This window comes from Streptomyces armeniacus (assembly GCF_003355155.1).
Lineage (GTDB): Bacteria > Actinomycetota > Actinomycetes > Streptomycetales > Streptomycetaceae > Streptomyces > Streptomyces armeniacus.
In genome coordinates, this window is sequence record NZ_CP031320.1 from 6,821,832 (window position 1) to 6,848,246 (window position 26,415).

At 71.3% G+C, this 26,415-nt stretch carries 24 protein-coding genes, 1 tRNA gene and 1 pseudogene; 19 read left to right on the forward strand and 7 right to left on the reverse strand.

What is annotated here, in order from left to right; all coding sequences use genetic code 11:
* Positions 1 to 24: 24 nt before the first annotated feature.
* The 10 genes from DVA86_RS29755 to DVA86_RS29800 all read left to right on the forward strand — a co-directional run bounded on the left by DVA86_RS29755 (position 25) and on the right by DVA86_RS29800 (position 10,677).
* Positions 25 to 906 (forward strand): transglutaminase-like domain-containing protein, encoded by an 882-nt coding sequence (locus DVA86_RS29755; RefSeq protein ID WP_208882972.1) that lies wholly within the window; start codon positions 25 to 27, stop codon positions 904 to 906.
* Positions 907 to 1,352: 446 nt separating this feature from the next.
* Positions 1,353 to 2,315: a complex I subunit 1/NuoH family protein gene (locus DVA86_RS29760; RefSeq protein ID WP_208885344.1), complete on the forward strand. Its 963-nt coding sequence runs from the start codon at positions 1,353 to 1,355 to the stop codon at positions 2,313 to 2,315.
* Positions 2,316 to 2,452: 137 nt separating this feature from the next.
* Entirely contained in the window at positions 2,453 to 3,046 is a 594-nt protein-coding gene (locus tag DVA86_RS29765; RefSeq protein WP_208885346.1) for a NuoI/complex I 23 kDa subunit family protein, read from the forward strand.
* Complete coding sequence (locus tag DVA86_RS29770; RefSeq protein ID WP_208882974.1) at positions 3,043 to 3,648, forward strand: NADH-quinone oxidoreductase subunit J family protein; 606 nt, start codon at positions 3,043 to 3,045, stop codon at positions 3,646 to 3,648. The genes DVA86_RS29765 and DVA86_RS29770 overlap by 4 nt, the downstream gene beginning before the upstream one ends.
* Complete coding sequence (gene nuoK, locus DVA86_RS29775; protein ID WP_208882975.1) at positions 3,648 to 4,037, forward strand: NADH-quinone oxidoreductase subunit NuoK; 390 nt, start codon at positions 3,648 to 3,650, stop codon at positions 4,035 to 4,037. The genes DVA86_RS29770 and nuoK overlap by 1 nt, the downstream gene beginning before the upstream one ends.
* Positions 4,034 to 6,055 (forward strand): NADH-quinone oxidoreductase subunit 5 family protein, encoded by a 2,022-nt coding sequence (locus DVA86_RS29780; protein WP_208882977.1) that lies wholly within the window; start codon positions 4,034 to 4,036, stop codon positions 6,053 to 6,055. The genes nuoK and DVA86_RS29780 overlap by 4 nt, the downstream gene beginning before the upstream one ends.
* A 26-nt stretch (positions 6,056 to 6,081) precedes the next feature.
* Positions 6,082 to 7,671: a complex I subunit 4 family protein gene (locus DVA86_RS29785; RefSeq protein WP_208885348.1), complete on the forward strand. Its 1,590-nt coding sequence runs from the start codon at positions 6,082 to 6,084 to the stop codon at positions 7,669 to 7,671.
* Positions 7,668 to 9,293, forward strand: a complete 1,626-nt coding sequence (locus tag DVA86_RS29790; protein ID WP_208882978.1) for an NADH-quinone oxidoreductase subunit N — start codon at positions 7,668 to 7,670, stop codon at positions 9,291 to 9,293. Before DVA86_RS29785 ends, DVA86_RS29790 begins: the two co-directional genes overlap by 4 nt.
* Before the next feature lie 119 nt (positions 9,294 to 9,412).
* The gene (gene htpX, locus DVA86_RS29795) at positions 9,413 to 10,276 is read left to right on the forward strand and encodes a zinc metalloprotease HtpX (protein ID WP_208882980.1); all 864 of its coding nucleotides are present in this window, start codon (positions 9,413 to 9,415) and stop codon (positions 10,274 to 10,276) included.
* Positions 10,273 to 10,677 carry a YccF domain-containing protein gene (locus DVA86_RS29800; RefSeq protein ID WP_208882982.1) on the forward strand — a complete coding sequence of 135 codons (405 nt, stop codon included), beginning with the start codon at positions 10,273 to 10,275 and terminating at the stop codon, positions 10,675 to 10,677. The genes htpX and DVA86_RS29800 overlap by 4 nt, the downstream gene beginning before the upstream one ends.
* 12 nt (positions 10,678 to 10,689) lie before the next feature.
* Here DVA86_RS29800 and DVA86_RS29805 read toward each other — a convergent pair whose 3' ends face one another.
* Positions 10,690 to 11,307, reverse strand: a complete 618-nt coding sequence (locus DVA86_RS29805; protein WP_208882983.1) for a TetR/AcrR family transcriptional regulator — start codon at positions 11,305 to 11,307, stop codon at positions 10,690 to 10,692.
* A gap of 83 nt (positions 11,308 to 11,390) precedes the next feature.
* On the opposite strand from DVA86_RS29805, the gene DVA86_RS29810 reads away from it, so the two are divergent.
* Positions 11,391 to 13,004 (forward strand): MFS transporter, encoded by a 1,614-nt coding sequence (locus DVA86_RS29810; protein WP_208882985.1) that lies wholly within the window; start codon positions 11,391 to 11,393, stop codon positions 13,002 to 13,004.
* Here the strand turns inward: DVA86_RS29810 and DVA86_RS29815 are convergent.
* Positions 12,991 to 13,479: a YajQ family cyclic di-GMP-binding protein gene (locus tag DVA86_RS29815; protein ID WP_208882987.1), complete on the reverse strand. Its 489-nt coding sequence runs from the start codon at positions 13,477 to 13,479 to the stop codon at positions 12,991 to 12,993. The genes DVA86_RS29810 and DVA86_RS29815 overlap by 14 nt on opposite strands.
* Positions 13,480 to 13,678: 199 nt before the next feature.
* Here DVA86_RS29815 and DVA86_RS29820 point away from each other — a divergent pair.
* Positions 13,679 to 13,760, forward strand: a tRNA-Tyr gene (locus DVA86_RS29820).
* Between the two features lie 65 nt (positions 13,761 to 13,825).
* On the opposite strand, the gene DVA86_RS29825 is transcribed toward DVA86_RS29820, so the two are convergent.
* Positions 13,826 to 14,248 (reverse strand): hypothetical protein, encoded by a 423-nt coding sequence (locus tag DVA86_RS29825; protein ID WP_208882989.1) that lies wholly within the window; start codon positions 14,246 to 14,248, stop codon positions 13,826 to 13,828.
* A 452-nt stretch (positions 14,249 to 14,700) separates the two neighbouring features.
* Between DVA86_RS29825 and DVA86_RS29830 the strand changes: the two genes are divergently transcribed.
* From DVA86_RS29830 to DVA86_RS36355, 7 genes are all read left to right on the forward strand, one after another.
* On the forward strand, positions 14,701 to 17,439 hold the full coding sequence (locus tag DVA86_RS29830; RefSeq protein WP_208882991.1) for a CHAT domain-containing protein: 2,739 nt from the start codon (positions 14,701 to 14,703) through the stop codon (positions 17,437 to 17,439).
* A gap of 29 nt (positions 17,440 to 17,468) precedes the next feature.
* Positions 17,469 to 17,900, forward strand: coding sequence for a hypothetical protein (locus DVA86_RS29835; RefSeq protein WP_208882993.1), 432 nt, complete (start codon positions 17,469 to 17,471; stop codon positions 17,898 to 17,900).
* 13 nt (positions 17,901 to 17,913) lie between these two features.
* Positions 17,914 to 18,777 carry a hypothetical protein gene (locus DVA86_RS29840; protein ID WP_208882994.1) on the forward strand — a complete coding sequence of 288 codons (864 nt, stop codon included), beginning with the start codon at positions 17,914 to 17,916 and terminating at the stop codon, positions 18,775 to 18,777.
* Positions 18,778 to 18,930: 153 nt separating this feature from the next.
* A complete protein-coding gene (locus DVA86_RS29845; protein WP_208882996.1) occupies positions 18,931 to 20,118 on the forward strand; it encodes an outer membrane protein assembly factor BamB family protein in 1,188 nt (395 codons plus the stop codon).
* Between the two features lie 113 nt (positions 20,119 to 20,231).
* Positions 20,232 to 21,152, forward strand: coding sequence for a phosphotransferase family protein (locus DVA86_RS29850; protein ID WP_245997340.1), 921 nt, complete (start codon positions 20,232 to 20,234; stop codon positions 21,150 to 21,152).
* A 104-nt stretch (positions 21,153 to 21,256) separates the two neighbouring features.
* A complete protein-coding gene (locus DVA86_RS29855; RefSeq protein WP_208883000.1) occupies positions 21,257 to 21,832 on the forward strand; it encodes a helix-turn-helix domain-containing protein in 576 nt (191 codons plus the stop codon).
* A 73-nt stretch (positions 21,833 to 21,905) separates the two neighbouring features.
* Positions 21,906 to 22,511, forward strand: a complete 606-nt coding sequence (locus tag DVA86_RS36355; protein WP_425471006.1) for a LysE family translocator — start codon at positions 21,906 to 21,908, stop codon at positions 22,509 to 22,511.
* A 221-nt stretch (positions 22,512 to 22,732) separates the two neighbouring features.
* On the opposite strand, the pseudogene DVA86_RS36360 reads toward DVA86_RS36355, so the two are convergent.
* From DVA86_RS36360 to DVA86_RS29880, 4 genes and pseudogenes are all read right to left on the reverse strand, one after another.
* Positions 22,733 to 23,785, reverse strand: a pseudogene (locus DVA86_RS36360) (FAD-dependent monooxygenase); the annotation flags it as partial.
* Between the two features lie 167 nt (positions 23,786 to 23,952).
* Entirely contained in the window at positions 23,953 to 24,834 is an 882-nt protein-coding gene (locus tag DVA86_RS29870; protein WP_208883003.1) for an amino acid ABC transporter permease, read from the reverse strand.
* The gene (locus DVA86_RS29875; protein WP_208883005.1) at positions 24,831 to 25,499 is read right to left on the reverse strand and encodes an amino acid ABC transporter permease; all 669 of its coding nucleotides are present in this window, start codon (positions 25,497 to 25,499) and stop codon (positions 24,831 to 24,833) included. The genes DVA86_RS29870 and DVA86_RS29875 overlap by 4 nt, the downstream gene beginning before the upstream one ends.
* 79 nt (positions 25,500 to 25,578) lie before the next feature.
* Positions 25,579 to 26,406, reverse strand: a complete 828-nt coding sequence (locus tag DVA86_RS29880) for a glutamate ABC transporter substrate-binding protein (protein ID WP_208883007.1) — start codon at positions 26,404 to 26,406, stop codon at positions 25,579 to 25,581.
* Positions 26,407 to 26,415 lie beyond the last annotated feature (9 nt).

Here is a 26,415-nt window from a genome sequence, read left to right on the forward strand (position 1 = left end):
GCCGACCGCGCCAGGGAGCTACACATGACGACGAGCGGCAACAGGGAGCGGTTCCGGCGTGCCGCTGCCGAGGAGCGGCCCGACCTGGCACTGCTGTGCCTGCTGATCGGCGCCGAGTCCGATCCGGAGGGCGGCGAGGCGGCGATCGACGCGGCGCAGATCGAACTCGACCGGCTGGCCGGCGAACTGCCTGCGGACCTGCCGGGCGACGGTGCAAGCGGTGCCGGCGGCAGCGGGCCCGTGCCGCCCGGCGGCCCGCAGGCCTGGGCGGAGGCGCTGCGGCGGCTGCTCGGCGAGACGTACGGCTTCCACGGCACCCCGGCGGACTACCGCCGCCTCGACTCCTCACTCCTCCAGGCCGTGCTGACCCGCAGACGCGGGCTGCCGATCCTGCTGTCCGTGGTCTGGATCGAGGTGGCCCGGCGGGCCGGGGCGCGCGTGTACGGGGTGGCGCTGCCCGGCCACTTCGTCGTCGGCTTCGGCGACCCGGACGGCGAACACGTACTGGCCGACCCCTTCGCCGGCGGACGTACGCTCGCGGCCTCGGACGTGGACCTGCTCGTCGCGGGCGCGACCGGCGAACGGAGCCCCGTACCGCCGACCCTGCTGCGGCCCGCGGACCCGCTGGACACGGTGCTGCGGGTGCTCAACAACGTCCGGGCGTGGGCCGCCGCCCGCCCCGAGCACTCGTCCGTCCAGCTGTGGGCCCTCGAACTCGCCCTGCTCCTCCCCCACCGCCCGATGCGGCTACGGCTGGAGCACGCGCAACTGCTCGTCGAGCGGGGCGATTTCCTGGCGGGGGCACAGGAACTGGAGGAGTACGCGGACCTCGTGGCGACGGTGGACCCCCGCTCGGCCGACACGGCCCGCCACGCGGCCCACACGGCCCGAGCCCGCCTCAACTAGGCGCTGCGCCGGGCTTTAGCCGTACGTCGGCCCTCGGGCGCCCCGGCATTCCGCCGGACCCTCGCCACGGGGGCGGGGCGCCGTCGCGGCGGGAAGGGTGCGGGCCCGTGCCCAACTGGCCCGGCACGCCAGACGCCCGGACCGGGGCCCGTCTCCTATACACATTTCCGAGCCCAATAGACGGGCCCCTACTTCTTCTGCCGTCCTCTCGCGGCCGCGCCGGGCGCGCGCTCCACGGACGCGCCGTGGCATCACGCCCAGCCGCCGTCCGACGAAGGCGGAGCAGCGGCCCCCGGTATACGTCGCGACGCCGAGCCGGACCGCGACCCGGCCCCCGACCCGGACCGCGACCCGGCCCCCGACCCCGACCGCGATCGGGGCCCCGACCGCGGCCGCGGCACCCAGAGCGGCGACGGCACGGACGGCGACGGCGAAGGGGGCGAGAGCTGATGGACGTATTCGACGTCGCGCTCCGGCTGGTCGCCGTGCTCGTGGTCTTCCTCACCTTCCCCCTGATCATCGGCCAGACCGAGCACAAGGTGATGGCCCACATGCAGGGCCGCGTCGGCCCGATGTACGCCGGCGGGTTCCACGGCTGGGCCCAACTGATCGCCGACGGGGTCAAGTTCGCGCAGAAGGAAGACGTCGTTCCGGACGGTGCCGACCGGCGGGTCTTCCAGTTGGCCCCCGCCGTGGCGCTCATCCCGTACCTCCTGGTCCTGATCGCCATTCCGATCGCGCCAGGCAGCGGCGTCGGGCAGGTGATCGACGCCGGCATCTTCTTCGTACTCGCCGTGATGGGCGTCGGCGTGCTCGGCTCGCTGATGGGCGGCTGGGCCTCCGCGAACAAGTTCTCGCTCCTCGGCGGCCTCCGTACGGGCGCCCAGCTGATGGCGTACGAGCTGCCGATGCTGCTCGCCGCCGCGTCCGTCGCGATGGCCGCCGGCACGCTCTCGCTGACCGGCATCCTCGGCGCCTTCGAGTGGTGGTGGGTGCCGTGGCAGATCATCGGCGCCGTCGTCTTCTTCACGGCCGGGCTGGCCGAGCTTCAGCGGCCCCCGTTCGACGCCCCGGTCGCGGACTCGGAGATCATCTTCGGTGCCTACACCGAGTACACGGGGCTGCGTTTCGCCCTCTTCCTGCTTGCCGAGTACGCGGGCATCGTGGTGCTCTGCGGGCTGACCACCGTGCTGTTCCTGGGCGGCTGGCACGGCCCGTTCTCCGGCGAACTCGGCTGGCTGTGGACCCTGCTCAAGACGGCGGTGCTCGCCTTCGTGGTCATCTGGCTGCGGGTCAGCTATCCGCGGCTGCGCGAGGACCAGATCCAGCGGGTGGCCTGGACCGCGCTCGTACCGCTCGCGCTCCTTCAGATCGCCCTCACCGGCGTCGTCAAGGTGGTGATCCAGTGAAGTCCCGCCCGTCGTCCGCGACTCCCACCGTGACGGCCGCCGCCGGCGCGGCCGACGCCCCGGCGGAGCCGTCCGGGAAGCGCCGTTCGCTGCCCGGTTCGGGGCTCGCCAAGGGCCTCGCGGTCACCCTTCGTACGATGACGCGGCGGTCGGTCACCGCGCACTATCCGGACGTGCAGCCCGAACTGCCGCCGCGCAGCCGGGGCGTCATCGCGCTGTTCGAGGAGAACTGCACGGTCTGCATGCTGTGCGCGCGCGAGTGCCCCGACTGGTGCATCTACATCGACTCGCACAAGGAGACGGTGCCGCCGACCGCTCCGGGCGGGCGGGAGCGCAGCCGGAACGTGCTGGACCGCTTCGCCATCGACTTCTCACTCTGCATGTACTGCGGCATCTGCATCGAGGTGTGCCCCTTCGACGCGCTGTTCTGGTCGCCGGAGTTCGAGTACGCGGAGACCGACATCCACGAGCTGACGCACGAACGGGACAAGCTGCGGGAGTGGATGTGGACCGTGCCCGAACCGCCCGCGCTGGATCCGGCGGCGGAGGAGCCGAAGGAGATCGCCGCGGCCCGTAAGACGGCGGACAAGCTCGCCGCCGCCGAACAGGCGCAGCGGGCCGAGCAGTCGGAGCAGCCGGGACAGCGCGAACAGCCCGAGCCGCCCGGACAGTCCGGACAGGCCGACGCGGCACGGGACCAGGCACCGGGACCGCGGGAGGGCGACGCGTGAGCCACGCTGCCGCACACCCCGGATTCCTCTCGCCCACCGGTGTCGAGATCGTCTTCGTCCTCGTCGGCATCGCCACCCTCGCCGCCGCCGTCATCACCGTCACCACCAGGAAACTGGTGCACGCGGCGCTGTGGCTGGTGGTGGCGCTCGGCGGGATCGCCGTCGAGTACCTGCTGCTCACCGCGGAGTTCATCGCGTGGGTCCAGGTGCTGATCTACGTCGGGTCCGTCGTCGTCCTCCTCCTCTTCGGGCTGATGCTCACGCGCGCGCCGATCGGTGACTCGCCGGACGCCGACTCCGGCAACCGGTGGGTGGCGCTCGCGGTCGCCCTGGCCGCCGCGGCCACGCTGGTCACCGTCGTCGTGGACGCGTTCCGCGCCACGTGGATCGACCTCGACTCGTCCGTGCAGGGCTCCGCCGACGTCACCGGCGAGATCCTCTTCCGGCACTGGGTGCTGCCGTTCGAGGCGCTGTCGGTCCTGCTGCTCGCCGCGCTCGTCGGCGCGATCGTGCTGTCCCGCAAGGCGGGCCGCGCAGCCGCCGGTCCGGGCCCGAGCCCCGCACCGGACGAGACCGCCACCGACGGAGAGGAGCAGCGCTGATGCATCTCGCCTATCCGGCCGTGCTCGCCGTCCTCCTCTTCTGCGTCGGCATCTACGGCGTCCTCGCCCGCCGCAACGCCATCCTGGTCCTGATGTCGGTCGAGCTGATGCTCAACGCCGTCAACCTCAACCTCGTGGCGTTCGACGTCTGGCTCCGCGAAACCCTGCACACAGGTCAGGCGCTCACCCTCTTCGTCATCGCCATCGCCGCCGCCGAGATCGGCATCGGTCTCGCCATCGTGCTGATGGTCTACCGCAACAGAGGCACCTCCGACGTCGACCGCCTCCGCGACCTCAAGGAGACCGCGGCCGGGGCCGCGACCGGGACCGCGGACGGCGACGCCAGCACACGCGAACAGGGGAATTCCGCCGGGAGGCAGACCGCGTGACCACCACGACCCTCGCCGTCCTCGTCCCCCTGCTGCCCTTCCTCGGCGCCGTCGCCGGTCTGCTGCTGGGCCGTACGGCACCCGGCTTCGTACGGCCGCTCGCCGTGCTGCCCACCCTCCTCGCGACCGTCTTCGCCTGCTTCATCGCCGCCGAGCACGGCAAGAGCGACGCGCTGAAGGCGGCCACCGAGCTGACGCCCACCGGCAACGAAGCCCTCCCCATCCAGCTCGCCCTGCACATCGACGGCTTCGCCGCGCTGGTCGCCATCCTGGTCGGGGTCGTCGCCGGCTGCGTGCAGCTCTACTCCACCGGCTACCTGCGCGACGACCCGCGCTACTCCTCGTACGCCGCCCTCGTCTCCCTCTTCACCGCCGCGATGTTCCTCGTCGTCTACAGCGACGACCTCATCGTGCTGCTGGTCGGCTGGGAGATCATGGGCATCTGCTCGTACTTCCTGGTCGGGCACTACTGGCAGACGCGGGCCGCGCGCGACGCGTCCATGAAGGCGTTCCTGGTCACCAAGCTCGGCGACGTCCCCTTCCTGATCGGCATCCTGGCTCTGGCCACCGAGATGGGCAGCTTCCGGATCAGCACCATCGTCACCCGGGTCGGCTCCTCACTCTCCGGCTTCGAACTCGAACACCCCACTCTCATCGCGCTGCTGCTGCTCGCCGGGATCGCGGGCAAGTCCGCGCTGTTTCCGCTGCACACGTGGCTGCCCGACGCGATGGCCGGCCCCACGCCCGTCTCCGCGCTGATCCACGCCGCGACGATGGTCGCCGCCGGCGTGTACTTCGTCGCCCGGCTGCTGCCCGTCTTCGCCGCGTCCGCCGCCGCCCTCTCCGTACTGGCGGTGATGGCCGCCGTCACCATGGTCGGCTCGGCGCTCGCCGCGCTCGCCCAAGACGACGTGAAACGCGTCCTGGCCTACTCGACCATCGGCCAACTCGCCTACATGGCGGGCGCCCTGGCCGTCGCCGACCGCGGCGCGGCCGTCTTCCACCTCCTCTCCCACGGCGCCTTCAAGGCGCTGCTGTTCCTCGGCGCGGGCGTCCTCATCCACACCGCCGGCACCAACTCGCTGGCCGCGATGGCCCGTATGCGCGGCATCGCCCGGCGCGCCCCCGACGCGTGCTGGACGATGGCCATCGCGCTCCTCGCGCTCGCCGCCATCCCGCCCTTCGCGGGCTTCTTCTCCAAGGAGGCGGTGCTCGGCGCCGCCGAGCACGCCGCGATCGGCGACGCCCGCGGCGTGCCCACCGGCGCCGGCTGGACCGTGCTCGTCGCCGGTCTGCTCACCGCCCTCCTCACCGCGGCCTACGCCGCCCGCCTCTGGCTGCTCGCCTTCCGCGGCGACGGCCCGCAGGAGGCCCCCGACCACGGCCGCGAGCCGCTCGTCATGAACTCGGTGCTCTGGGCGCTCGCCCTCCCCTCCCTCGCCTTCGGCATCCTCTACGGCGCCCTGCCGGACTGGTTCGACGGCCACTCGCTGACCCCGACCCTCACCACCTCCGTGCTCGGCACCGGCCTCGCCGGAGTGGGCGCGATCGTGACGTACGCCGCGTGGCGGCACACCACCGCGCTCGCCGCCCGCGTCCCGCTCGGCGCCGTCGCCGCGCACCCCGGGAGCGACCCGTCCGTGTCCGAGGCCGAGGCCATCGCCAGCCACGAGCCCGCTTATGGCGACATTGCCGCCGCCCGCGACCCCGCCGACCCCGGCCGGCTGCTGCTCGGGCCCTTGCACCGGCACGCCGCGCGCGGCTTCCACCTCGACGCCGTGTACGCGGCACTGTTCGTACGCCCCGTCCAGGCCGCCGCCCGGCTGGTGCGCTTCCTGGACCGCGAGGTCGTCGACACGTATGTACGCGGCGCCGGGCTCGGACCCAGGCTTCTCGGCACCGCCGTACGCCGGGCCCAGACCGGAAACGCGCAGACCTATCTCGGCGCGCTGCTCGCCGGGTCCCTCGTGCTGGCCGTGGCCGCCGTCCTGGTGGCCGCCGGAACCGGAGGAGCCTGACCGTGCTGCCCCTCAACGACACCACCATGGGCCTCCTGCTCGCGGCCGTCGTCGTGCTCCCCCTGCTCGGCTCGGCCGCGGCACTGCTCCCCGCGCCGCCCGGACTGAAGGGCACCGGCCCCGAACAGGCCGTGCTGCGCCATGGCGTGACCGTCACCGGCGTGGTGCTCGCCGGCGCGGTCCTGCTCGCTCTCGGCTTCGACCACGATCACCCGGCGGCCATGCAGGCCGAGACGGATATCAGCTGGATCCCGGCCCTCGACATCCGCATCCACTTCGGCATCGACGGAGTCTCCCTCCCCCTGCTCGTGCTGACCGCGCTGCTGACCTTCCTCTGCGCGCTCTACAGCTACTTCCGGATGCCCTCAGGCCCGTCCGCCAAGGGCTTCGTCGCACTGCTGCTCGTCCTCGAGTCCGGCACCCTCGCCACCTTCGCCGTCCTCGACCTGATGTTGTTCTTCCTGGCGTTCGAGATGGTGCTCATCCCGATGTACTTCCTCATCGCCCGCTGGGGCGGCGCGGAACGGGGCCCCGCCGCCTGGAAGTTCATCCTCTACACCCTCCTCGGGTCCGTTGTGATGCTCCTCGGCCTGCTCCTCGTGGGACTCGAGGCAGGCACGTTCGACATGGTGGCACTCGGCACTGACAACGGCCCCGGCACGGACGGCGGCGGCCCCCAACTGAGCCACACCGTGCAGCTCGTGGCCGTCCTCGCCATCGGCATCGGCCTCGCCGTGAAGACCCCGATGTGGCCGCTGCACAGCTGGCTCCCGGACGCGCACACGGCCGCCCCCACCGTCGGCTCCGTGCTCCTCGCGGGCGTCCTGCTGAAGATGGGCACGTACGGCTTCGTCCGCATCCTGCTGCCCGTCGCGCCCGACGGGATGCAGACGTTCGCGCCGTACCTCGCCGCCCTCGCCACCGTCGGCATCATCTACGGCTCCCTCGCCTGCCTCGCCCTCGCCCGCCGCGGCGCCAAGGGCGACCTCAAGCGCCTCATCGCGTACTCCTCCGTGGGCCACATGGGCTTCGTGCTGCTCGGCATCTCGACCATGACCCGTACGGGCGTGAACGGCGCGCTCTTCGCGAACGTCGCCCACGGCCTCATCACCGGCCTCCTCTTCTTCCTCGTCGGCGCGCTCAAGGACCGCACCGGCACCACCGACCTCGACCAGCTCGCGGGCAGCACGGGCGCCGCGCTGTACGGGAGGGTGCCGCGGTTCGGCGGGCTGCTCGCCTTCGGGGCCGTCGCCTCGCTCGGGCTGCCCGGACTCGCGGGATTCTGGGGCGAGATGCTCGCCCTGCTCGGCGCCTTCCAGCCGGCCGACGGGCTGAGCCGGCCCGCGTACCTCACCTTCATGGCGTTCGGCGCCGTCGGCACCCTGCTCACCGCCGCGTACCTGCTGCTCGTCGTACGGCGCGTCTGCATGGGCGATCCGGAACAGCAGCCCGAGCCGGCCGAGGGGGCGGCGGCGCTGCCCGACATCCGCGGCCACGAGTTCGCCGCCTGGACGCCGCTCGTCGTCCTCACCGTCCTCGCCGGGCTCTGGCCCGCGGCCCTCCTCGGGCTCACCGACCCCGCCGTACAGGACCTCCTGCCAGGAGTGACCCGATGACCGCCACCGCAGTGGGCGCCGCCGCCGACACGGTCACCACCGTCGACACGGTCACCGCCGCCGGCGTCGTGCAGTCCGTCGACTGGCTCGCGATCGCCCCGCCGACCCTCGCCGCCGTGGCCGGTCTCGCCGTCCTCGTCCTCGACCTGTTCCTGCCGGAGGCGCGCAAGCACCTGCTCGGCTGGGCGGCCTGCGCCGGACTGGCGTTGGCGGGGCTGTCGATCCTGCCGCTGCTGGACGGCGACCGGAGCACGTTCTGCCTCACCACCCAGCCGGACGTGTGCAGTTACGTGGCCGACCCGTTCACGCTCGTCATCCAGTTCCTGGTGCTCGGCGGCGCGTTCCTCGCGGCGCTGCTGTCGATGGCGTCCGTACGGGACGAGCGGCTGCCCGCGGGCGAGTTCTGGTTCCTGCTGCTGTCCTCGGCGGCGGGTGCCGCGCTGCTCCCCGCCTCCCGCGACCTGGCGACCCTCGTGGTGGCGCTGGAGGTCGCGTCGCTGCCCGCGTTCGCGCTGGTCGGGCTGCGGCGCGGGGACCGTATGTCGTCGGAGGCGGCGCTCAAGTTCTTCCTGTCGTCGGTGGCGGCGACCGCCGTGATGCTCCTCGGCGTCAGCTTCGTGTACGCGGCCACCGGCTCGATGCACCTGGTCACCGTCGCCGACGCGCTGCCCGGCGCCGACGCGCGGCTGGAGACGCTGGCCACCACGGGCGTCGTGCTGACCCTGGTCGGCTTCGCCTTCAAGACGGCCGCCGCGCCGTTCCACTTCTGGGTGCCGGACACGTACGTCGGGGCGCCGCTGCCCGTCGCCGCGTACCTCTCGGTGATCGGGAAGGCGGTCGGCTTCTCCGGCCTCATCCTCGTCACCGTGATCGCCTTCCCCGGCTACGACCACATCTGGGGGCCCGCGCTCGCCGTGCTCGCCGCCCTCACCATGACCGTCGGCAACGTCGCCGCCCTGCGCCAGCGCCCCGAGCGCGAACACAGCGCCGTCCGCCTGCTGGCCTGGTCGTCCGTCGGCCAGGCGGGCTACCTCCTGGTCCCCATCGCCGCCGCGGGGAGCGCCGACCGTCCGGCGGAGGCCATCGGGTCGACCGTCGCGTACGCCCTGATGTACGCCGTCGTGAACTTCGGCGCGTTCGCCGTCGCCGCCCACGTCCGTACGGTCAGCGCGGCCCACCGCATCGACGACTACCGCGGCCTGTACGCGCGCCACCCGCTGGACGCACTCGCCCTCGGCTTCTTCCTGCTGTGTCTCGCCGGGCTGCCGCCGGGCGTCATCGGGCTGTTCGCCAAGGTGACCGTCTTCCGTGCGGCCGTGGACGCCGACCTGGGCTGGCTCGCCGTCGTCATGGCCGTGAACGTGGTCATCGCGCTCTACTACTACCTCCAGTGGACCGCGCTCCTCTTCCGTCCCTCCGAGGAGCTCCGCCCCTCCGGCGAACTCCGCCCCTCCGGCGAGCCGGCGCCCGCGCACGCCACTGCGCCCGCCACTGCGCCCGCCACCGCCGTACGCGTCGCCGCGCCCGTCACGGTCACCATCGCGCTCACCGGGGTGCTCGGCATCGCCCTGTCCGGTGCACCCCAGCTTGTCCTCCGCTTCGCCTCCGGGACGCTTCTGTAGGGGTCCGGCCGGGAACTGGCGGCCCTCATCTGGCGTTGACCAGTAGGTGAGGGTCCACTGGAGGGTGGAACGACCACCTGGCTCAGCGTTCCCCTGCTGCACCACCTGGAGGGCGTACCGTGCACCGCCGGCACAACGGGCTGAGGACAGCACTGCTCCTCGCGGCACTGTCCGCCCTCATCGTCGCCATCGGCAGCTTCTTCGGCCGTACGGGCCTGCTGATCGCTGTCGTTGTCGCGCTCGGCACGAACGCGTACGCGTACTGGCACAGTGACAAGCTGGCGCTGCGGGCCATGCGGGCGCGGCCCGTCAGCGAGTTCGAGGCGCCCGAGCTCTATCGGATCGTGCGCGAGCTGTCCACGGCCGCCCGGCAGCCCATGCCCCGGCTCTATCTGTCCCCGACACAGGCGCCGAACGCGTTCGCCACCGGACGCAACCCCCGTAACGCCGCCGTGTGCTGCACGGACGGCATCCTGCGCATCCTGAACGAGCGGGAGCTGCGCGGCGTCATCGGGCACGAGCTGAGCCACGTCTACAACCGCGACATCCTCATCTCGTCCGTCGCCGGAGCGCTGGCCTCCGTGGTGATGTTCCTGGTGAACTTCGCGTGGCTGATCCCGCTCGGCCGGTCCGACGACGACGAGGGTCCGGGCCTGCTCGGCATGGTGCTCATCATGATCCTCGGGCCGCTCGCCGCCGCGCTGATCCAGCTCGCCGTCAGCCGCTCCAGGGAGTACGCGGCGGACGCCTCCGGCGCCCGGCTCACCGGCGACCCGGCGGCACTCGCGTCCGCACTCCGCAAGCTGGACGCGGGCACGAAGCAGCTGCCGCTGCCGCCCGAGCCGCGCCTGGAGACCGCAAGCCATATGATGATCGCGAACCCGTTCCGCCCCGGCGTCGGGATGTCCCGCCTCTTCTCCACCCACCCGCCGATGGCCGAACGCATCGCACGGCTCGAACGGATGGGAGGTCCGCGGTCGTGAAGACTCTCCTCAACGTCATCTGGCTGATCTTCTCCGGCGTCTGGATGGCCATCGGATACGCGGTGGCCGGCGTCATCTGCTGCATCCTCGTCGTCACCATCCCGTTCGGCATCGCCTGCTTCCGCATCGCGGTCTACGCCCTGTGGCCCTTCGGGAACAGAGTGGTGCAGCGCGGCGACGCCGGGGCGGCCTCCGGCATCGGGAACGTCATCTGGTTGATCTTCGCCGGGATCTGGCTCACGATCGGCCACTTCCTGGCGGGCGTCGCGTTCTGCGTCACGATCATCGGGATCCCGTTCGGGCTGGCGCACTTCAAGCTGATGCCGGTCAGCCTGATGCCTCTCGGCCGGGAGATCGTCCCGACGGACGCCCCGACGGCGTACCCCGGCTACCGCTGGTAGCGCGTACGGGCGTCACGACCGCGCCTCGCCGGCGTCGGCCGTGGTGCCCATGTCGCCCGCGTCGCCCACGATGCGGCGCATCGCCACGAGCAGGTCGTGCCCGGACAGTACGAAGTCCGGATCCAGCGCCTTCTGCACGATGAGCCCGGCCACGAGCGTCTGGTAGAGCGTGCCGAAGACGCCGGCCTCCTCGTCCGAGACGTGCGCCTCCGGGACGCCGTTGAACAGCGAGACGAGTCCCACGCGCGCCTCTGGCTGCGCCCGTACGAACGCCGCCCGCAGCTCCGGGTCGGTGTCCGCGTGCAGTACGGCCTCCAGGTTCGACGACCACACCCGCTGGTGCTTCTCGAAGAGCGCCCCGACCGTGGCCCAGCCCGCCTCGAAGCGCTCCGCCAGGGGCGCGCCGGGATCGATCCCGGCCTCCAGCGCCTGCTGTACGTCGTCGGCCCACTCGCCCATCGCCGCGAACAGCGCCTCGCGCAGGAGGGCGTCCTTGGACCCGTAGTGGTAGCCGATCGAGGCCAGGTTCGTGCCGGATTCCCGCACGATGTCGCGTGCAGTCGTACGGGCGTACCCCTTGGCGAGCAGGCAGCGCTTCGCGCCTTCCAGCAGATCCTCGCGATGTCCCATGGCACGACGGTACCGCAGCGATAGACGGGCGTATTACACAAACGTCATAGACAACCGTTTAAGACGCTCGTATAGTCGCCGTCATGACCTCGCCGAAGACCGCCGCCGACGCGGCCCGCGACCGCGCCGACCGCGCCGGACGCGCCGGACGCATGGAGTGGGCCGCGCTGGCCGTTCTCCTGCTGCCCCTCCTTCTGGTCTCCATGGACGTCTCCGTCCTCTACTTCGCCGTCCCGTTCATCTCCCGCGAGCTCGGACCCAGCGCCACCGAGCAGCTGTGGATCTTCGACATCTACGGCTTCGTCCTCGGCGGCCTCCTCCTCACCATGGGCGCGCTCGGCGACCGCGTCGGCCGCCGCAGGCTCCTGCTCACCGGCGCCGCGGCGTTCGGCGCCGCCTCCGTGGCCGCCGCGTACGCCACGACCCCCGGCATGCTCATCGCCGCCCGCGCGCTCCTCGGCATCGGCGGCGCCACCCTCATGCCCTCGACGCTCGGGCTCATTCGCGACCTGTTCCGCGACGCGAAGCAGCGCGCCACCGCCATCTCCATCTGGTCCGCCGTCCTGACCGGCGGCGTCGCGCTCGGGCCCGTACTCAGCGGCGTACTCCTCGAGCACTTCTGGTGGGGCTCCGTGTTCCTGATGAACCTGCCGGCGATGGTCCTGCTGCTCGCGCTGGCCCCCGCGCTGGTCCCCGAGTCCCGCAACCCGTACACCGCCGCCCGCTTCGACTGGCCCGGCTCACTGCTCTCGCTCGCCGCGATCCTCCCGGTGATCTACGGCGTCAAGGAACTCGCCGCCCACGGCTGGGCGTTCGGGCCCGTCCTCGCCCTCGCGGCCGGGCTCGCCTTCGCCGCCGCCTTCCTGCGCCGGCAGCGCACCGCCGCACACCCGATGATCGACCTCGCGCTGTTCCGCAGCCCCGGCTTCGGCGCCGCGCTCGGCACCAACCTCGTCGCGATGTTTGTGATGGTCGGCTTCGCCATCTTCACCACCCAATACCTCCAGTCGGTGCTCGCGATGAGCCCGCTCGAGGCCGCCCTCTGGAGCCTGGTGCCGTCCGGGAGCGTCGGGGTCGCCGCCCCCGCCGCCGTCCAGCTCGCGCGCCGCGTCCCCCGCGCGTACGTGATCAGCGGAGGCTTCGCGGCCGCCGCGCTCGGCTTTCTGGTCCTCACCCAGCTGCGCGCCGGCTCGCCCCTGGTCCTGGTGCTCGCGGGGGCGGGCGTGTACGCGATGGGCGTCGCAGTCGTGATGACCCTGGTCACCGACCTCGTACTCGGCGCCGCCCCCGCCGAACAGGCGGGCACCGCCTCCGGGTTGCTGGAGAGCGTCACGGAGTTCGGCGGCGCCCTGGGCATGGCCGTCCTCGGCAGCGTCGGCGCCGCCGTCTACCGCCACCAGGCCGCCGACACCCTCCCCGGCGGCCTCCCGGGCGACGCGGCGGACGCCGCCCGCGAGACGCTCGGCGGCGCGGGCGCGGTGGCCGGCCGGCTACCGGAGCCGACCGGAGACGCGCTGCTCACCGCGGCCCGCGCGGCCTTCACCGACGGCATGAACGCCGCGGCGGTCGCGGGCGCCGTACTCACCGCGACCGCGGCCGTCGCCACCGCGCGCGCCCTGCGCACCGTACGGGCCCCCGCGCCCGCGGCTCCTACGCCCGCCGCCGCTCCGGAGGACGGCAAGATCAGCGGTAGTTGACGAACTGCAGCGGGAAGTCGAGGTCCTTGCCCTTCAGCAGCGCGATGATCTCCTGCAGCGCGTCCCGGCTCTTGGACGTCACCCGCAGCTCGTCGCCCTGCACCTGCGCCTTGACGCCCTTCGGGCCCTCGTCGCGGATGATCTTCGCGACCTTCTTGGCATCGTCCTGGGAGATGCCTTCCTTCAGCGTCGCGAAGAGCTTGTACTCCTTGCCCGACGCCTGCGGCTCCCCGGCGTCCAGGGCCTTCAGCGAGATCCCGCGCTTCACCAGCTTCGCCTGGAAGATGTCGAGGACGGCCTTCACCCGCTCCTCGGCATTGGCGCGCATCTCGATCTTGTCCCCGGACCAGGCGATCGAGGCGCCCACGCCCTTGAAGTCGTAGCGCTGCGCGATCTCCTTGGCGGCTTGGTTGAGGGCGTTGTCGACCTCCTGCCGCTCGACCTTCGAGACGATGTCGAAACTGGAGTCGGCCATGGTGGATTGGCTCCTCACACTTAGATCCGGTCACATGGGCTACGGCCCACTCGCGCGAACCGCGCCCGCCAGCCTAGCCACCCCCGTCCGCCGTCGAACGCCGATAATCCGGGTGGCGGACCACCCCCCGCCATCAGGTATGGTTTACCCCGTTGCCACGGAGCGCGGCCAGGAGCGGCGCCCAGAGCAGCAAAACCCTGGCGGTGTGCCCGAGCGGCCAAAGGGAGCAGACTGTAAATCTGCCGGCTCAGCCTTCCTAGGTTCGAATCCTAGCGCCGCCACAGCATGCAAAAGGGCCCGTGCCCAGCGGAAACGCTGAGCACGGGCCCTTTCTTGCATCTCGGAGTCAGGCAGTGAACTTGTACCACCCCGAGCAGTAGTCATCGTCGTCATCCACCTGCACGCAGCCCCTGATGTTGTAGACCGTCCCCTCGGGAAGGTTCGTGTTGCGGCTCGTGCGGTCGTCCGGGTTCAGACCGCCATCGATCCGTTCCCCCCAGTCGGGGACGTTGTCCTTGTCGTACTGGATGTAGATGCGGTTGCCGGGGCTCTTCTGGCGGTAGGTGTGGAACCAGTCGCCCTTGTGCTTGAACTGCACGTAGCCCGCGTAGTCCTTGTAGCCGTTGGACGTGTCGTAGACCTTGATCGTCTCGTTGCTGCCCAGCGCGACCGGCCCGTCGCCGGGCGCAGCAGCGGCCGGCATCGCCAGCGCGCACACCGCACCGATCGCCGCCAGCGGCGTCGCCGCGGCCTTGAAGATCCTGCGCATGATGGAACTCCTCCTCCGTTAAGAAGCTGTCTCGGGTCCTGAAAGGACACGGTGACGAGCCTTCTGTGCAGTTGGCTCGTTTACTTCCTGCGCTCACACTAAGAAGCCGGGGAGCGGACGCCCATGTGTTTCGGAGGTGGCCGAAACGCAGCCGAGTTCCCACTGAAGAGACGGCTTTCTGTGCGGTTCAGGGGTCTGCCGCGGCCGGACTCTGCTCGCCGCGACAGGCGGGACAGTTGCTGATGCCGGTCGTACGGTGCCGGTGTGACAGGGGGCCGGGGTCCGGACGCCGCTGAGGACTCAACATGTGTTCGAGCGGCACCCGATGAAGGTCGGGACGGTTTCGTCATACTGCCCGTGTGCGGTGGTTGAGCGGAGCGATTGTCCTCTGTGGTGTAGGGATGGCCGGCTGGGGGTGGTGGCTTGGACGGCGGCAAGGGCTCGTCTTCAGCTTGGACGAGGACCCCGAAAGCGGCGTTCATGCGGCGCTGACGGCCGACGGGGCCGGTCAGTTCGCGTATCCCCTCGCCGCGCTCGTCCTCATGCTGCTGATCGTGGCGATGCTCCGGCGGCGCCGGGAGGACATCCGTACCGGGCTGGCGGCCTGGCGGGAGCATCCGGTCGTGCTCTCTGCCGGCGCGCTCGCCTGGGCCGCCGCGCCCTGGTGCGGTGCGCTGCTCTGGCTGCTCGTGCGGGACTGGGTGCTGGGTGTCCCGGCGGGCCGCCATCTGTCCCGCTGGGTGCTGGCCGACCGGCCGTTCGCCTGGTTCGTCGGCACGCTGCTCGCGATAACGGCCGTCTTCTTCGCGGTCATCGGGCCCTGGCTGACGGACCACCTCTTACGTGTGCTGCGCTATCGGCGACGGCTTGAGCGGCTCCGACGGCAGGGAGAGGACGAGGCCCTGTCGCGAGGCATCCTGAAGCTCGGCGAGGAGATCGCCGAACGGCCCTACCGCGAGCAGACGCTGATCAGTCTGCTGCTGCGCATCCAAGCGGGCCGGCCCCAGGGCGAGTTGTTGGACAGCGTGCTGCGTACCCTGTCCCGCATCCCGCGTCTGGACGAGCCGGGCTGGCTGTTCAGGCTCAGCCCTCTGTGGGACTCCGAAGTGAGGGCGCGTCTGGTTCTCGCCGACGCCCTGGTGATCAACTACACCCGCACGCGGGCACGGCCGCACCTGGACGTGGCCTTGCTCCTCCTCGAAGGGCTTCATCGCCGCCCGCCGGTCCTTGCCGGCCGCAGAGCGCGGGCCGCGGTCGCGCTGACTCTCGCCTGGGCCCTGGGCCTGCGCGATACGAGCCCCTCCGCCGCCGACGGCGACGACCTCGGCCGTGCCGTCGTCCTGGCAGAGCAGGCCGCCGCCGTGCTTCCCGCGGAGACTACGGGCGGAACCCTGGGCCGGCTTCTGGTCAAGCGGTACGAGCGGCAGGCGGATGCGACCACGCTGGACCGGGCGATCGACGCGCTGCGGCCGGCCGGCCGGTCCCCCGCGCTGATCTGGGCACTGGTGCTCCGGCACCGTGCAACCGGTGAGGGAAACGACCTGGCGGAGGCCGTCGCGACCGCCCAAGACACGGTCGCCGAAGACCCGGACAGCGAGGAGGGACTGGCCATGCTGCTGTTCACCGTCACCCAGGTGCCGGCGTGGCTGTCCGGGCCGGAGCGTGACCTGGTGGCGGACCTGCTGGACGCGGTGGACCGCCTGCCGGATGTGTCGTATCCGCTGAACATGGTGTCCGCGCTGCTCAGAGCCGCCCTCGTCGTGGACGAGGACGACGAGGCGGCGCTCTCCTGGTACGAGCGCGCCCTGACGCTGGTCGAACAGTCGGCCTCCCTCGGGCTGAGCCTCGAAGACCGGAAGGCACAGCTCGGCAGCATGGCTCCGGCCCCCACCACCTTCGCGGACATCGCCCTGTCCATCGGGCAGGTCGAGCGAGCAGTGGAGCTGCTGGAACTTGGCCGGACCGTCATCTGGTCGCAGACACACCGGCTGCGCCGCAGCCTTGCGCCGCCCGGTGAGGCGGCGCGGCTGGAAGAGCTCCGCATCGCTCTGGACAGACCGGGCTACCCCGCACCGGGGCGCGACGACCTGCTGGCTGGATACCACGCGGCCGGTGCCCGCGCCGAGTTGGCCGCCACATGGGAGAAGCTGACCGCCGGGCAGGGTTCCGGCCGCCCCATGAGCTTCTCCGAGCTCCGGGAGGCGGCGCGCGGCGGGCCCGCCGTCATCATCAACGTCAGCGAAACGGGCTGCGCCGCGGTCGTCGTGCTGGCTGATCGTGACCCGGTGCACATCAGGCTCCCCGACGCGGAACACGACAAGCTGGCCGGCCGGGCGGGCGGGCTGCTGCACCCCACCCTCGGGCCCAGGCGCGCCCTCTCCCTCGCCCGCCACCTGTGGGACGCCATCGCCGCCCCCGTCCTGGAAGTCGTCGAGCCACACCTCGGGTCGGACCGCCGTGTCTGGTGGTGCCCGACCGGCCCGCTGTCGGCCTTTCCCCTGCATCTGGCCGGTCACCATGACCGCAACAACGGGCCCGCGCTGATCGATTACGTCGTCTCGTCCTACACGCCCAGCTTGTGGGCGCTGCGGGAGGCCCGGCGGCTCGGGCCGGAGGCCGCGGTCCCCGCCCCGCCCCCGGCACTGCTGGCCGCCTCGCTGCGCGAGACCCCCGGCTGGCCCGAACTCGAGCACGCCGAAGAGGAGGCAGCGGTCGTCTCCGCCCGTTTTCCGGCGGCCAGAACGCTGAGTGAGCAGCACGTCACCGTCGCCGCGACGCGGGCCGCGCTCTACGACCATCCCTGGGTGCACATCGCGTGCCACGGCGATCAGGGCGGGCTGGTCCTGCGCGACGGACGTCTCGGCATGGACGAACTGGCGGACATGGAACTGAAGGGCGGGCGCCTGGCGTTCCTGTCGGCCTGTGTCACGGCGCTCCCGGACGCCCAGGTAGTGGACGAGGTCCTCCATCCGGCCGCGGCATTCCATCTGAACGGCTTCTCCCATGTGATCGGGACCATGTGGCAGATCGTCAGCTCGGACGCGCCGACGGTCGCGGACGACTTCTACCGCCTGCTGCTGACCGAGGGATACGGGCCCGCCTCAGCACTCCACCAGGCACAGCGCCGACTGCGTGCCGAGCATCCGGGGGATCCCGCGCGCTGGGCACCCTTCGTACACATGGGCCCGTGAACACGCTCCCGATGGGGCAGAGTTGAGGCATGGCCCCGCTTTTCCGACGACGTGCACGCCGAACCGGCCCCGCGGCCACCCCGCCCCCGCCTGCTGACCTGAGTTCACCTCCGGAGGAGCCCGCACGGGCCCATGCCTGGCTCTGCGAGCATCTGCCGCTGCTGCGTGACGAAGCAGACCGCGACGGCTGGCGGCAGGAGCTGGAGGCCCAGGTAACGGCCGTACGGGAGGGGCAATCAGCCAAGGAGGCGCTGGACGTGCTGCTCCTGTCCGCGTCCGGCACCTTGCGCGGACCCGGCGAAGTGCCCCTGCGCGACGTGTGGGAGCAGGCTCCGATCGGACAACGCTTCCACTGTCCGAGTGCCGTATGCCCGCCGCGTGGTCGTCTCCAGGACGCGAGCGAGCCGTGGTGTCACATCGGCGACCAGCCGTTGCGTCCCACCACTTACGGGCTCGACTAGGCGGCACGACGTCATGGACGGTCTCCTCAACGGCTTGGGCACCAAGTTCGCCGAGCGGTGGGTAACCCTGCTCGCGCTGCCCGGTCTGCTGTTCGCACTGACGCTCGCGCTGTCCTGGTGGCTGCACCCGCTCGGCGCGGCCCATGCCCTGGACCCGGCCCTGCTCAGCGACCGGTTGGACCAGGCGCCGCCCAGCTGGCTGGCGAGCACACCACACCGGCTGCTGTTCGCCGCGCTGGTGACCCTCACCGCGGCGGCCTCCGCCGGCGTGGCCACCGAGCTGAGCCGCCCCATCGCGCGGCTGTGGCTGGGACGCGGCCCGCGAAGCCGCCGCCTGCTTGCCCCGTTCCTCCGCCGACGTACCCGGCAGGCCGAGAGCCAGGCCCGGCGGGGTCATCGCCTGAACGACCGCTACCTGCCCGAACGGGCGACTCGCATCGGAGACCACCTGCTCCTCGCCGAGAAACGGGTGGCCGCCCAGTACGAGGTGGCGCTGGTCCGGGTATGGCCCCGGCTGTGGCAGTTGTGCGACGACAGCCAACGCGCACCCACCCAACTCGCCTGGGACCGTTACACCGCGGCATCGGTCAGAGCCGCGTGGTCCCTGGGCTACCTGGCTTTGGGCACGCTGTGGTGGCCGGCGGCCGTGGCCGGAGCCGCCCTTTGCCTCTCGGCCTGGACCGCCGCCCGCCGCGCAGCCGCCGAACTGGGCATCCTGGTCGAGGCATTGACCGACGTCAAACTCCAGGAGCTGGCCACAGCCCTGGGCGTGTCGCTGCCGCACGGCCGGTTCACCAAGGCCGACGGTCCAGTAGTCGAAAACATCCTGGACAAGGGCACGTTCCTCCCCGTAACCCCGGATGCCGGAGACCCTTAGAAGTCATCTCAACCGGCGAGTCTGCGGCTCGCGGGGAACCGCGGCGCCGGCCGCCCGCGTCGTTCCCAGAAGCTGGGCGGGCGGCGCGAAACCGTCGGCGAATCAAGGGTTTCGGGGGAAGTTACTGTGTCACCGTCGTCACGGCGCGCCGCAATGTCCGGGTTGGCCGGGGCGCTGCTGCTCTCGCTGGCCGGCACCGCGTGCGGCGGCGGGAGCGAAGAGGGCGAGCCCGAGGAGAAGGACGCCAAGCCTCCGGCGCTGAAGCCGCTGTGGGAGCTCGAGGCGGAAGGGCTGAGGACCCTCTGGCAGCACGGCGACACCGTCGCCGTCGCCCGCGTGACCTCCACCAAGGGAGAGTTCTCCCTTTCGGGACACGCGGCGGACAGCGGTACGAAGAAGTGGTCCTTCGCGCTGCCCGACGGCGCCACTTCGGTCTGCGCCGTGTCCGAGAAGGTCAACTCCGCCGGACGGGGGCTCATCGGTCTGGAAAAGGGCGGTGAGTGCAGCATTCTGGCCGCGGTCGACGTTCAGGACGGCTCGCTCGGCTGGCAGAAACCGCTGGACGACGTCCAGTCCAACTCCCTGAAGTCCTCGGACTTGACCATCGGTGAGAAAGCCGCCGCGATCGGCGACAACTGCTTCTTCCACCAGCGTTTCGATGTCCAGGACGGCAGTGAGCTGCCGCCGCTGGTGAAGGACGACGACTGCGTCCTCACCAAGGACGAATCCGTCACAGCAATCCTGCACGAGCCGGACGACGAGAAGTCAGGCGGAAAGCGTGCCGCATCGACCCTCGAGCTGTACGGGACGGACACCGGAAAGCGGCTGTGGACGCGTTCCATCGAAGGCGACAGCCTTCCGGAGATCATCGCCAGTGAGCCGTTGACCCTCGCGACCAGCGACGACGGTAGGAGAGCCGTCGAGACGTACGACTCCGACGGAAAGGCGACAGCCATCGTCGACGACTCCTCGGGAAGCATCGAGGTGGCCGCGGTCGGGGAGGGCGTACTGGTCATCGCGCAGAAAGGGAAATATCGCGCGTACGACCTCCGTGCGGGAAAGGAGCTCTGGTCCCGCAAGAAGAGTGATCGCTTCACCCCGGAGCTCGTGAAGCGAAACGGGATCATCTCCATCGAGGAGAGCCCGGAGGAGGCCGCGACCTTCCGGCTGACGAGGCACGACCTCCGCAACCCCGATCAGCGGGAGATGCTCGGAGCCGTCAAGTCCGAAGCTGTCGAGGTACTCGAAAGGGACGCGAACAGTCTTTACGTGGTGGAGCTTCCGGGAGTCCCGGGCACCCTTCTCGCGGCGTACCCGCTGCCGGACAAAGGCGGCGAATAGCCGCCGTACCGGAGGACGAAAGCCCTTTGCGCTCGCTGCCGCCCCGCTGGTGAGGTGGCACGGTGACAGACCACGGTGAGGCGGCGGCTGTCCGGCCGTCGGCATTGGCTTGGGTGAGGCGGCACCTGGAGGCCGGTGAGCGGATCGTCGGTGCCCGGGCGTTGCACGGTGGCGTCACCGCCGAGATGCGGCGGCTGACCATCCGTACGCGGGACGGAGGCACCCGGGCCCTGGTGCTGCGGACCTATGTCGACCCGTTCTTCGTGGAGCGCGCCGAGGACTCGCTGGGCCGGGAGGCGGGCGCGCTGACCCTGCTCGCGGGGACCGGCGTACCGGCTCCCGGGCTGGTCGCGGTCGATCCGGCCGGGGCCCATTGCGAGTATCCGTCGCTCCTGATGACGCACGTCGCGGGCCGTACCGTCCTCGACGGCGAGGACCACGAGGGGCTGGAGACGCGCGTACGTCTGCTGGCCCGGCAACTCGTGGCGATCCACGCGGTGCGCCCGGCCGAACGGCCCCGGGAGTACGAGGCGTTGACGACCGCCGACACCGTCGTCGTTCCGGCGGGCGCACGCGCGGCGGAGTGGGCCGCGGCGATCGATGTGATCCGCGACCCCGCGCCGCCTTACGAAGGGCGCTTCCTGCACCGGGACTTCCACCTCGGCAACGTGCTGTTCGACGCGTCGCCCTCGGGGCCGGCGGGGGACCGGATCAGCGGAGTCGTCGACTGGGCAGGGGCCTCCTGGGGTCCGGCAGACCTCGATGTGGCGCACTGCTCGACCAATCTCGCGCTGCTGCACGGCCCGGAGTGGGGCCCGCGGTTCGCCGAGGCGTACGTGGGTGCCGGCGGGGTGCTGGCCGCCGCCGCGAGCGCGCGGCTGTACTGGCGGGTGCGGGACGCGCTGGCGTTCTCGGAGGAACTGCGGTCGGTGGCGCGGCCCTGGCGGGAGGCGGGCCGGACGGAATTGACGACGCGAGCCGTCGAGGAACGGCTGGACGCCTACGTCACGGCCTTGATGGTCGCGGCGGGCTGAGCCGGTACGGCGGGGAGCGGGGTTTCCCAGCCCTCGCGTGGTTAGTTATAGTGAACCTGTGGTTCGCTGAAGTAGCCATCTGGAGAGCGGAGAGCGAGGTGCCCATGGCCGTCGAGCGGGAGCGGCGCGCGGTCGGTGGGGCCGCGGCCGCCGCCGGGGCGCAGGTGCGGCGGCGGCGGCAGCAGCGGGGGATGACGCGGGCCGAGCTGGCCCGTCGTACGGGGCTGAGCAAGGCGACCATGTCCCAGTTGGAGGCCGGGAACGGCAACCCCACCCTCGAGACGCTCGACACCATCGCCGTCGCCCTGTCGATCCCGCTCACCGACCTGCTGACCCGCGAGGGCGACGCGCGGACCGTGCACATCGCGGCCACCGCGGCGCACGAGGACGAGCCGACGCGGGAGTTGCTACGGCGGATCAGCGGCGGGCACAGCCTCGAGCTGTGGCGGCTGCGGCTGCCCGCTCACACCGGTGTCGACGGTGTGCCGCACGCGCCCGGGACCATCGAGCATCTGCTCGTCGCCTCCGGGCGGCTCACCGCCGGGCCGGCCGAGGACCCGCGTGCGCTCGCCGCCGGGGACCTGCTGGCGTTCGCCGGGGACGCGCCGCACGTGTACCGGACGGACGGTACGGCCGCCGACGTCACCGTCGTCATCGCCTCGCCGGCCGCCGTCGGCTGACCCGCGACACCCGCTGACCCCTGAGGAGTTCCAAGTGACCACCGCCGTACTCCCGTTGCTCGGCGCCTGGGCCGTGGCCGTCGTCAGTCCGGGCCCCGACTTCGTCATCACCCTCCGCACCGCCGCCGCCGACACCCGGCGGGCGGGGCTGTGGGTCGCGACGGGCGTCGTCTCGGGGATCGCGTGCTGGGCCGTGCTCGCGCTGCTGGGCCTGACCACGCTCCTGGACCGGCACCAGCACCTGTACCAGGCCGTACGGGCCGCCGGTGCCTGCTTCCTCATCTACTACGGCGCCACCACCCTCTGGCGGACCTGGCGGCAGAGGGCCGAGGAGGCGCCGGACCCCGTCGGCGTACGGGCGGGGGCCGGGGCCCGAGCCCGTACGGGAAGCGCGCTGCGGCACTGGCGGCTCGGGCTGCTGACCAATCTGGCCAACCCGAAGGCCGTCGTCTTCTTCGGCGCCCTGTTCGCCGGTCTGCTGCCCGCCGGGACCAGCCCGGCCGAACGGGTCGTGCTGCTCGCCGTGATGCTGGCCATGGCGCTGGCCTGGTTCGGGCTGGTGGCCCTCGCGGTGGCCACGCCGCTGGTGACCGGCGCGTACCGGCGTGCGCGCCGGGCCATCGACACGGTGACCGGGGGAGTCTTCGCGGGGGTCGGCGCCGCGCTCATGCCCCGCTGAGGAGCCCCCCGCTGACGCCGCCCAGCACCTGCCGCCGGATGGCGCGCAGTTCCTCGGCGTCCAGCTCGACCCCGGCGCCGAACACCACGACCCGCAGCCGCTCCGGCGCGCCGTCCCGGCCGAGCGCCCCGCGCGCCGACGCGCGCAGCACGCGCACCATTCGCGCGGAGCCCTTGACGCGCCCGTCCCGCGGCGCGTCGAGGGCGGTCCGCGCCGCCCCGTCCGCCCCCGCGCCGTACGAGCGGCAGCGCCTGGTCCACGGCCCGCAGCCGCGCGCCGACCGCCCTGCGCCGCTCCGCCTCGTAGCTGTCGAGCAGCGTCTCGGTGCCGTCCGTGTGCCCGTGGTGCCAGGCCAGGGCCAGCTTCCAGGAGAGGTTGGCGGCGTCCCGCAGCCCTTCGTCGGCGGACTGCACGCCCAGCGCGCCCACCAGGTGCGCCGCGTCCCCCGCCAGAAACGCGCGGCCGGAGCGCCAGCGCCGGGCCAGCCGCTGGTGCGAGGTGTGGACGCCGGTGTCGAGGAGTTCGTACGCGGGTGGCGCGCCGCCCCCGCCGCGCGTGCGGTACCACTCCGTCAGCGTGTCGTGTACGCGGGTGAGCAGCTGCTCGGGTGTGACCAGGTCGCCGCGCGGCGGCAGCAGCCAGTCCAGCCGCCACAGCCCGTCGGCCAGCGGACGCGCCGTCACCTCGCCGCCGGCGCCGCCCGGGTCGCGGTGCAGCAGTGCCTCGTCCGTCCAGGGCAGCCGGGTGCGCAGCGCGGCCACCGCGTGCCGTTCCACGGCCGTGCGGCCGGTGAAGCGCACCCCGAGCCGTGCCCGTACGGTCGACCGGGCGCCGTCGCAGCCGACCAGGTAGCTGCCGCGCCACCAGGTGCCGTCCGCACCGCGGGTGTGTGCGCTGACGCCGTCGGCGTCCTGTTCCAGCTCGTCCAGGTGGCTGCCGGTGACGAGCCGTACCAGCTCGTCCCGTTCGAGTGCCGCGCGCAGCGTCCCCGTCAGCCGGTGCTGCTCGACGTGCAGCGGCGACGTCTCGTCGTCCAACTCCACGTGGTGCACAAGCCGGCGGCGCCGCTCCGCGCGCCATCCGCTCCACCGCACGCCGCCGACCGGGGGCAGCAGCGACGCCGTGTCAGGGCGCAGCACGCAGGTGCGTGCCGCCCGGCGCTCCACCTGGCCGTCGCCGGCGTCCAGCACTATGGAAGGGACGGAGTGGCGCGAGAGCGCCAGCGCCAGCGCGAGCCCGACCGGGCCCGCACCGACGATGATCACCGGGTCCACGGCAGGGGGACCTCGCAGTTCTCACGGTGTGTAGGAGAGCTGGGAGTTGGCGCAGATGGAGCCCGGTGCACGATCACAGAACGTATGCAACCCACTGCCCGTTCCCCCGTCAAGCGACGGGTGAACGGGCAGCGTACATCGAGTGGTTAGCACTGTTTCGCGAGTGGTCAGTCGAGCCCGCCCGCGGGGTCCGTCGCCGCGGTGGGAACCACCGCGCCGGTGGTCTTCTTGCCGCGCCGGATACGGCTCTCCAGCCAGCCCGCGAGGGTGGTGAGCAGGAGGTTCAGCAGGATGAAGATGACGGCGACGACGGTGAAGGCGGCGATGGTGTTCGCGCCGTAGTTCGCGGTGATCTCTCGGATCTGGCCCAGCAGTTCGCCGAAGCCGAGCATGGCGCCGCCGAGTGCCGTGTCCTTCACGATCACGACCAGCTGGCTGACCAGTGCCGGGAGCATCGCGGTGACGGCCTGCGGCAGCAGCACGTACGACATGAGCTGGCCCTTGCGCATGCCGATGGCCTTGGCCGCGTCTGTCTGGCCTGCCGGAAGGGACTGGATGCCCGCCCGTACGATCTCGGCGATGACGGCGCTGTTGTACAGCACGAGGCCGGTCACCACCGCGTACAGCGGGCGGACTTCGGGCTCGAGGGTGCTGAACTCCGCGTACGCCTGGTTCGCGAACACCATCATCAGCAGCACGGGGATGGCGCGGAACAGCTCCACGACGGCGCCCGCGGGGATGCTGACCCACTTGTGGTCGGAGAGCCGTCCGATGCCGAGGATCGCGCCGAGCGGCAGCGCGATGGCGATCGAGAGGCCCGCCGCCTTCAGGGTGTTGAGCAGGCCCGGGAAGAGATACGTCGTCCACACCCGGGAGTCGGTGAAGAACGGCTTCCACTTCTCCCCGGCCAGCTGGTCCTTGTCCGCCATCTCGCCCAGGACCCACCACGCGGCGAGTACGAAGACCACGAGGAACAGGACGGAGTAGAGCCAGTTGCGCACCTTGGCGCGCGGCCCGGGGGCGTCGTACAGAACAGAGAGGTCACTCATCGCTTCACCGCCACGCGCTTGCTGACCCAGCCCAGGAGGAGGCCGACCGGAAGTGTGAGAACGATGAACCCGAAGGCGAACACCGCGAAGACCAGGAAGATGACGTCACTCTCGTTCTCCACCATTTCCTTCATCAGCAGCGCCGCCTCGGCGACGCCGATGGCCGCCGCCACGGTGGTGTTCTTGGTGAGGGCGATCAGTACGTTCGCGAGCGGCGCCACCACGGAGCGGAACGCCTGCGGGAGGACGATGAGCGTCAGCACCTGGATGAAGTTCAGGCCCAGTGCGCGCGCCGCCTCCGCCTGGCCGACCGGCACCGTGTTGATCCCGGAGCGCAGCGACTCGCAGACGAAGCTGGCGTGGTACACGATCAGACCGAGGACGGCCAGCTTGAAGTTGATGTCCTTCGAGGTGCCGCCGCCGAGCTCGATGCCCAGCGTCTGGTAGAGCCCCAGCGACGTGGCGACGATGATCACCGTGAGCGGGGTGTTCCGCACGGTGTTGATGTAGAGGGTGCCGAACGCGCGCATCACCGGCACCGGGCTTACCCGCATGGCGGCGAGGAGGGTGCCCCAGATCAGGGAGCCTATCGCCGAGTACAGGGTGAGCTTGATCGTCACCCAGAACGCTTCCCACACGTCGTACTGATCAAGAAAGTCGAACACGTTCTCCCGCGCTCTCGCCTCGTTGGATGGGAGTGGCGCGCCGTCCTTCCCGGACGGCGCGCCACCCTGCCATCAGCTGTCAGCTGGTTTCCGTGATCTTCGGTGCCTTGTCGTACTGGTAGTCGGCGGGGCCGAAGTGCTTCTCCGCCGCCTTCTCCCAGGAACCGTCCTTGACCATCTTGGTGATCGCGTCGTTGATCTGCTTCTGCAGCTTGGTGTCGCCCTTCTTGAGGCCGACGCCGTACGGCTCGTCGCTCAGGTTGAGCCCGGCGAGCCTGAACTTGCCCTGGTGCTCCTTCTGCGAGGCGAAGCCGGCGAGGATGGAGTCGTCGGTGGTCAGGGCGTCGGCGGCCTTGTTCTCCAGGCCGGTGAGGCACTCCGAGTAGCCGCCGTACTCCTGCAGGTCCGCCTTCGGCGCGAACTCCTTCTTGACGTTCTGCGCGGAGGTCGAGCCGGTGACCGAACACAGCTTCAGATCGCTGGTGTTCAGGTCCTTCTCGCTCTTGATGGAGTTGTCGTCCTTGCGGACCAGCAGGTCCTGGTGCGCCATCAGGTACGGGCCGGCGAAGTCGACCTTCTCCTTGCGCTCCGGGGTGATGGAGTACGTGGCGGCGATGAAGTCCACGTCGCCGTTCGAGATCAGGTTCTCGCGCTCGGCGCTGGGGGCTTCCTTCCAGGTGATGTCCGCCTCTTTGACGCCCATCTCCTTGGCGATGTACTTCGCCACGTCGACGTCGAAGCCCTCGTACTTGCCGTCCGGAGTCTTCAGCCCCAGCCCCGGCTGGTCGAACTTGATGCCGATGGTCAGTCCGTCGTCGTCGCCTGAGCCGCCGCCACCGCACGCGGTGGCGGTCAGTGCGAGGGTGAGCGCGGCGGCCGCCGCCATGCTGGCTTTGCGGAGATTCATGGTGAGCTT

Coding starts and splice junctions, on each gene's coding strand:
- DVA86_RS29755 (WP_208882972.1), top strand. CDS start 25: ATGACGACGAGCGGCAACAGGGAGCGGTTCCGGCGTGCCGCTGCCGAG.
- DVA86_RS29765 (WP_208885346.1), top strand. CDS start 2,453: ATGACGCGGCGGTCGGTCACCGCGCACTATCCGGACGTGCAGCCCGAA.
- nuoK (WP_208882975.1), top strand. CDS start 3,648: ATGCATCTCGCCTATCCGGCCGTGCTCGCCGTCCTCCTCTTCTGCGTC.
- DVA86_RS29785 (WP_208885348.1), top strand. CDS start 6,082: ATGGGCCTCCTGCTCGCGGCCGTCGTCGTGCTCCCCCTGCTCGGCTCG.
- DVA86_RS29790 (WP_208882978.1), top strand. CDS start 7,668: ATGACCGCCACCGCAGTGGGCGCCGCCGCCGACACGGTCACCACCGTC.
- DVA86_RS29805 (WP_208882983.1), bottom strand. CDS start 11,307: ATGGGACATCGCGAGGATCTGCTGGAAGGCGCGAAGCGCTGCCTGCTC.
- DVA86_RS29810 (WP_208882985.1), top strand. CDS start 11,391: ATGACCTCGCCGAAGACCGCCGCCGACGCGGCCCGCGACCGCGCCGAC.
- DVA86_RS29815 (WP_208882987.1), bottom strand. CDS start 13,479: ATGGCCGACTCCAGTTTCGACATCGTCTCGAAGGTCGAGCGGCAGGAG.
- DVA86_RS29825 (WP_208882989.1), bottom strand. CDS start 14,248: ATGCGCAGGATCTTCAAGGCCGCGGCGACGCCGCTGGCGGCGATCGGT.
- DVA86_RS29835 (WP_208882993.1), top strand. CDS start 17,469: ATGGCCCCGCTTTTCCGACGACGTGCACGCCGAACCGGCCCCGCGGCC.
- DVA86_RS29840 (WP_208882994.1), top strand. CDS start 17,914: ATGGACGGTCTCCTCAACGGCTTGGGCACCAAGTTCGCCGAGCGGTGG.
- DVA86_RS29845 (WP_208882996.1), top strand. CDS start 18,931: ATGTCCGGGTTGGCCGGGGCGCTGCTGCTCTCGCTGGCCGGCACCGCG.
- DVA86_RS29855 (WP_208883000.1), top strand. CDS start 21,257: ATGGCCGTCGAGCGGGAGCGGCGCGCGGTCGGTGGGGCCGCGGCCGCC.
- DVA86_RS29870 (WP_208883003.1), bottom strand. CDS start 24,834: ATGAGTGACCTCTCTGTTCTGTACGACGCCCCCGGGCCGCGCGCCAAG.
- DVA86_RS29880 (WP_208883007.1), bottom strand. CDS start 26,406: ATGAATCTCCGCAAAGCCAGCATGGCGGCGGCCGCCGCGCTCACCCTC.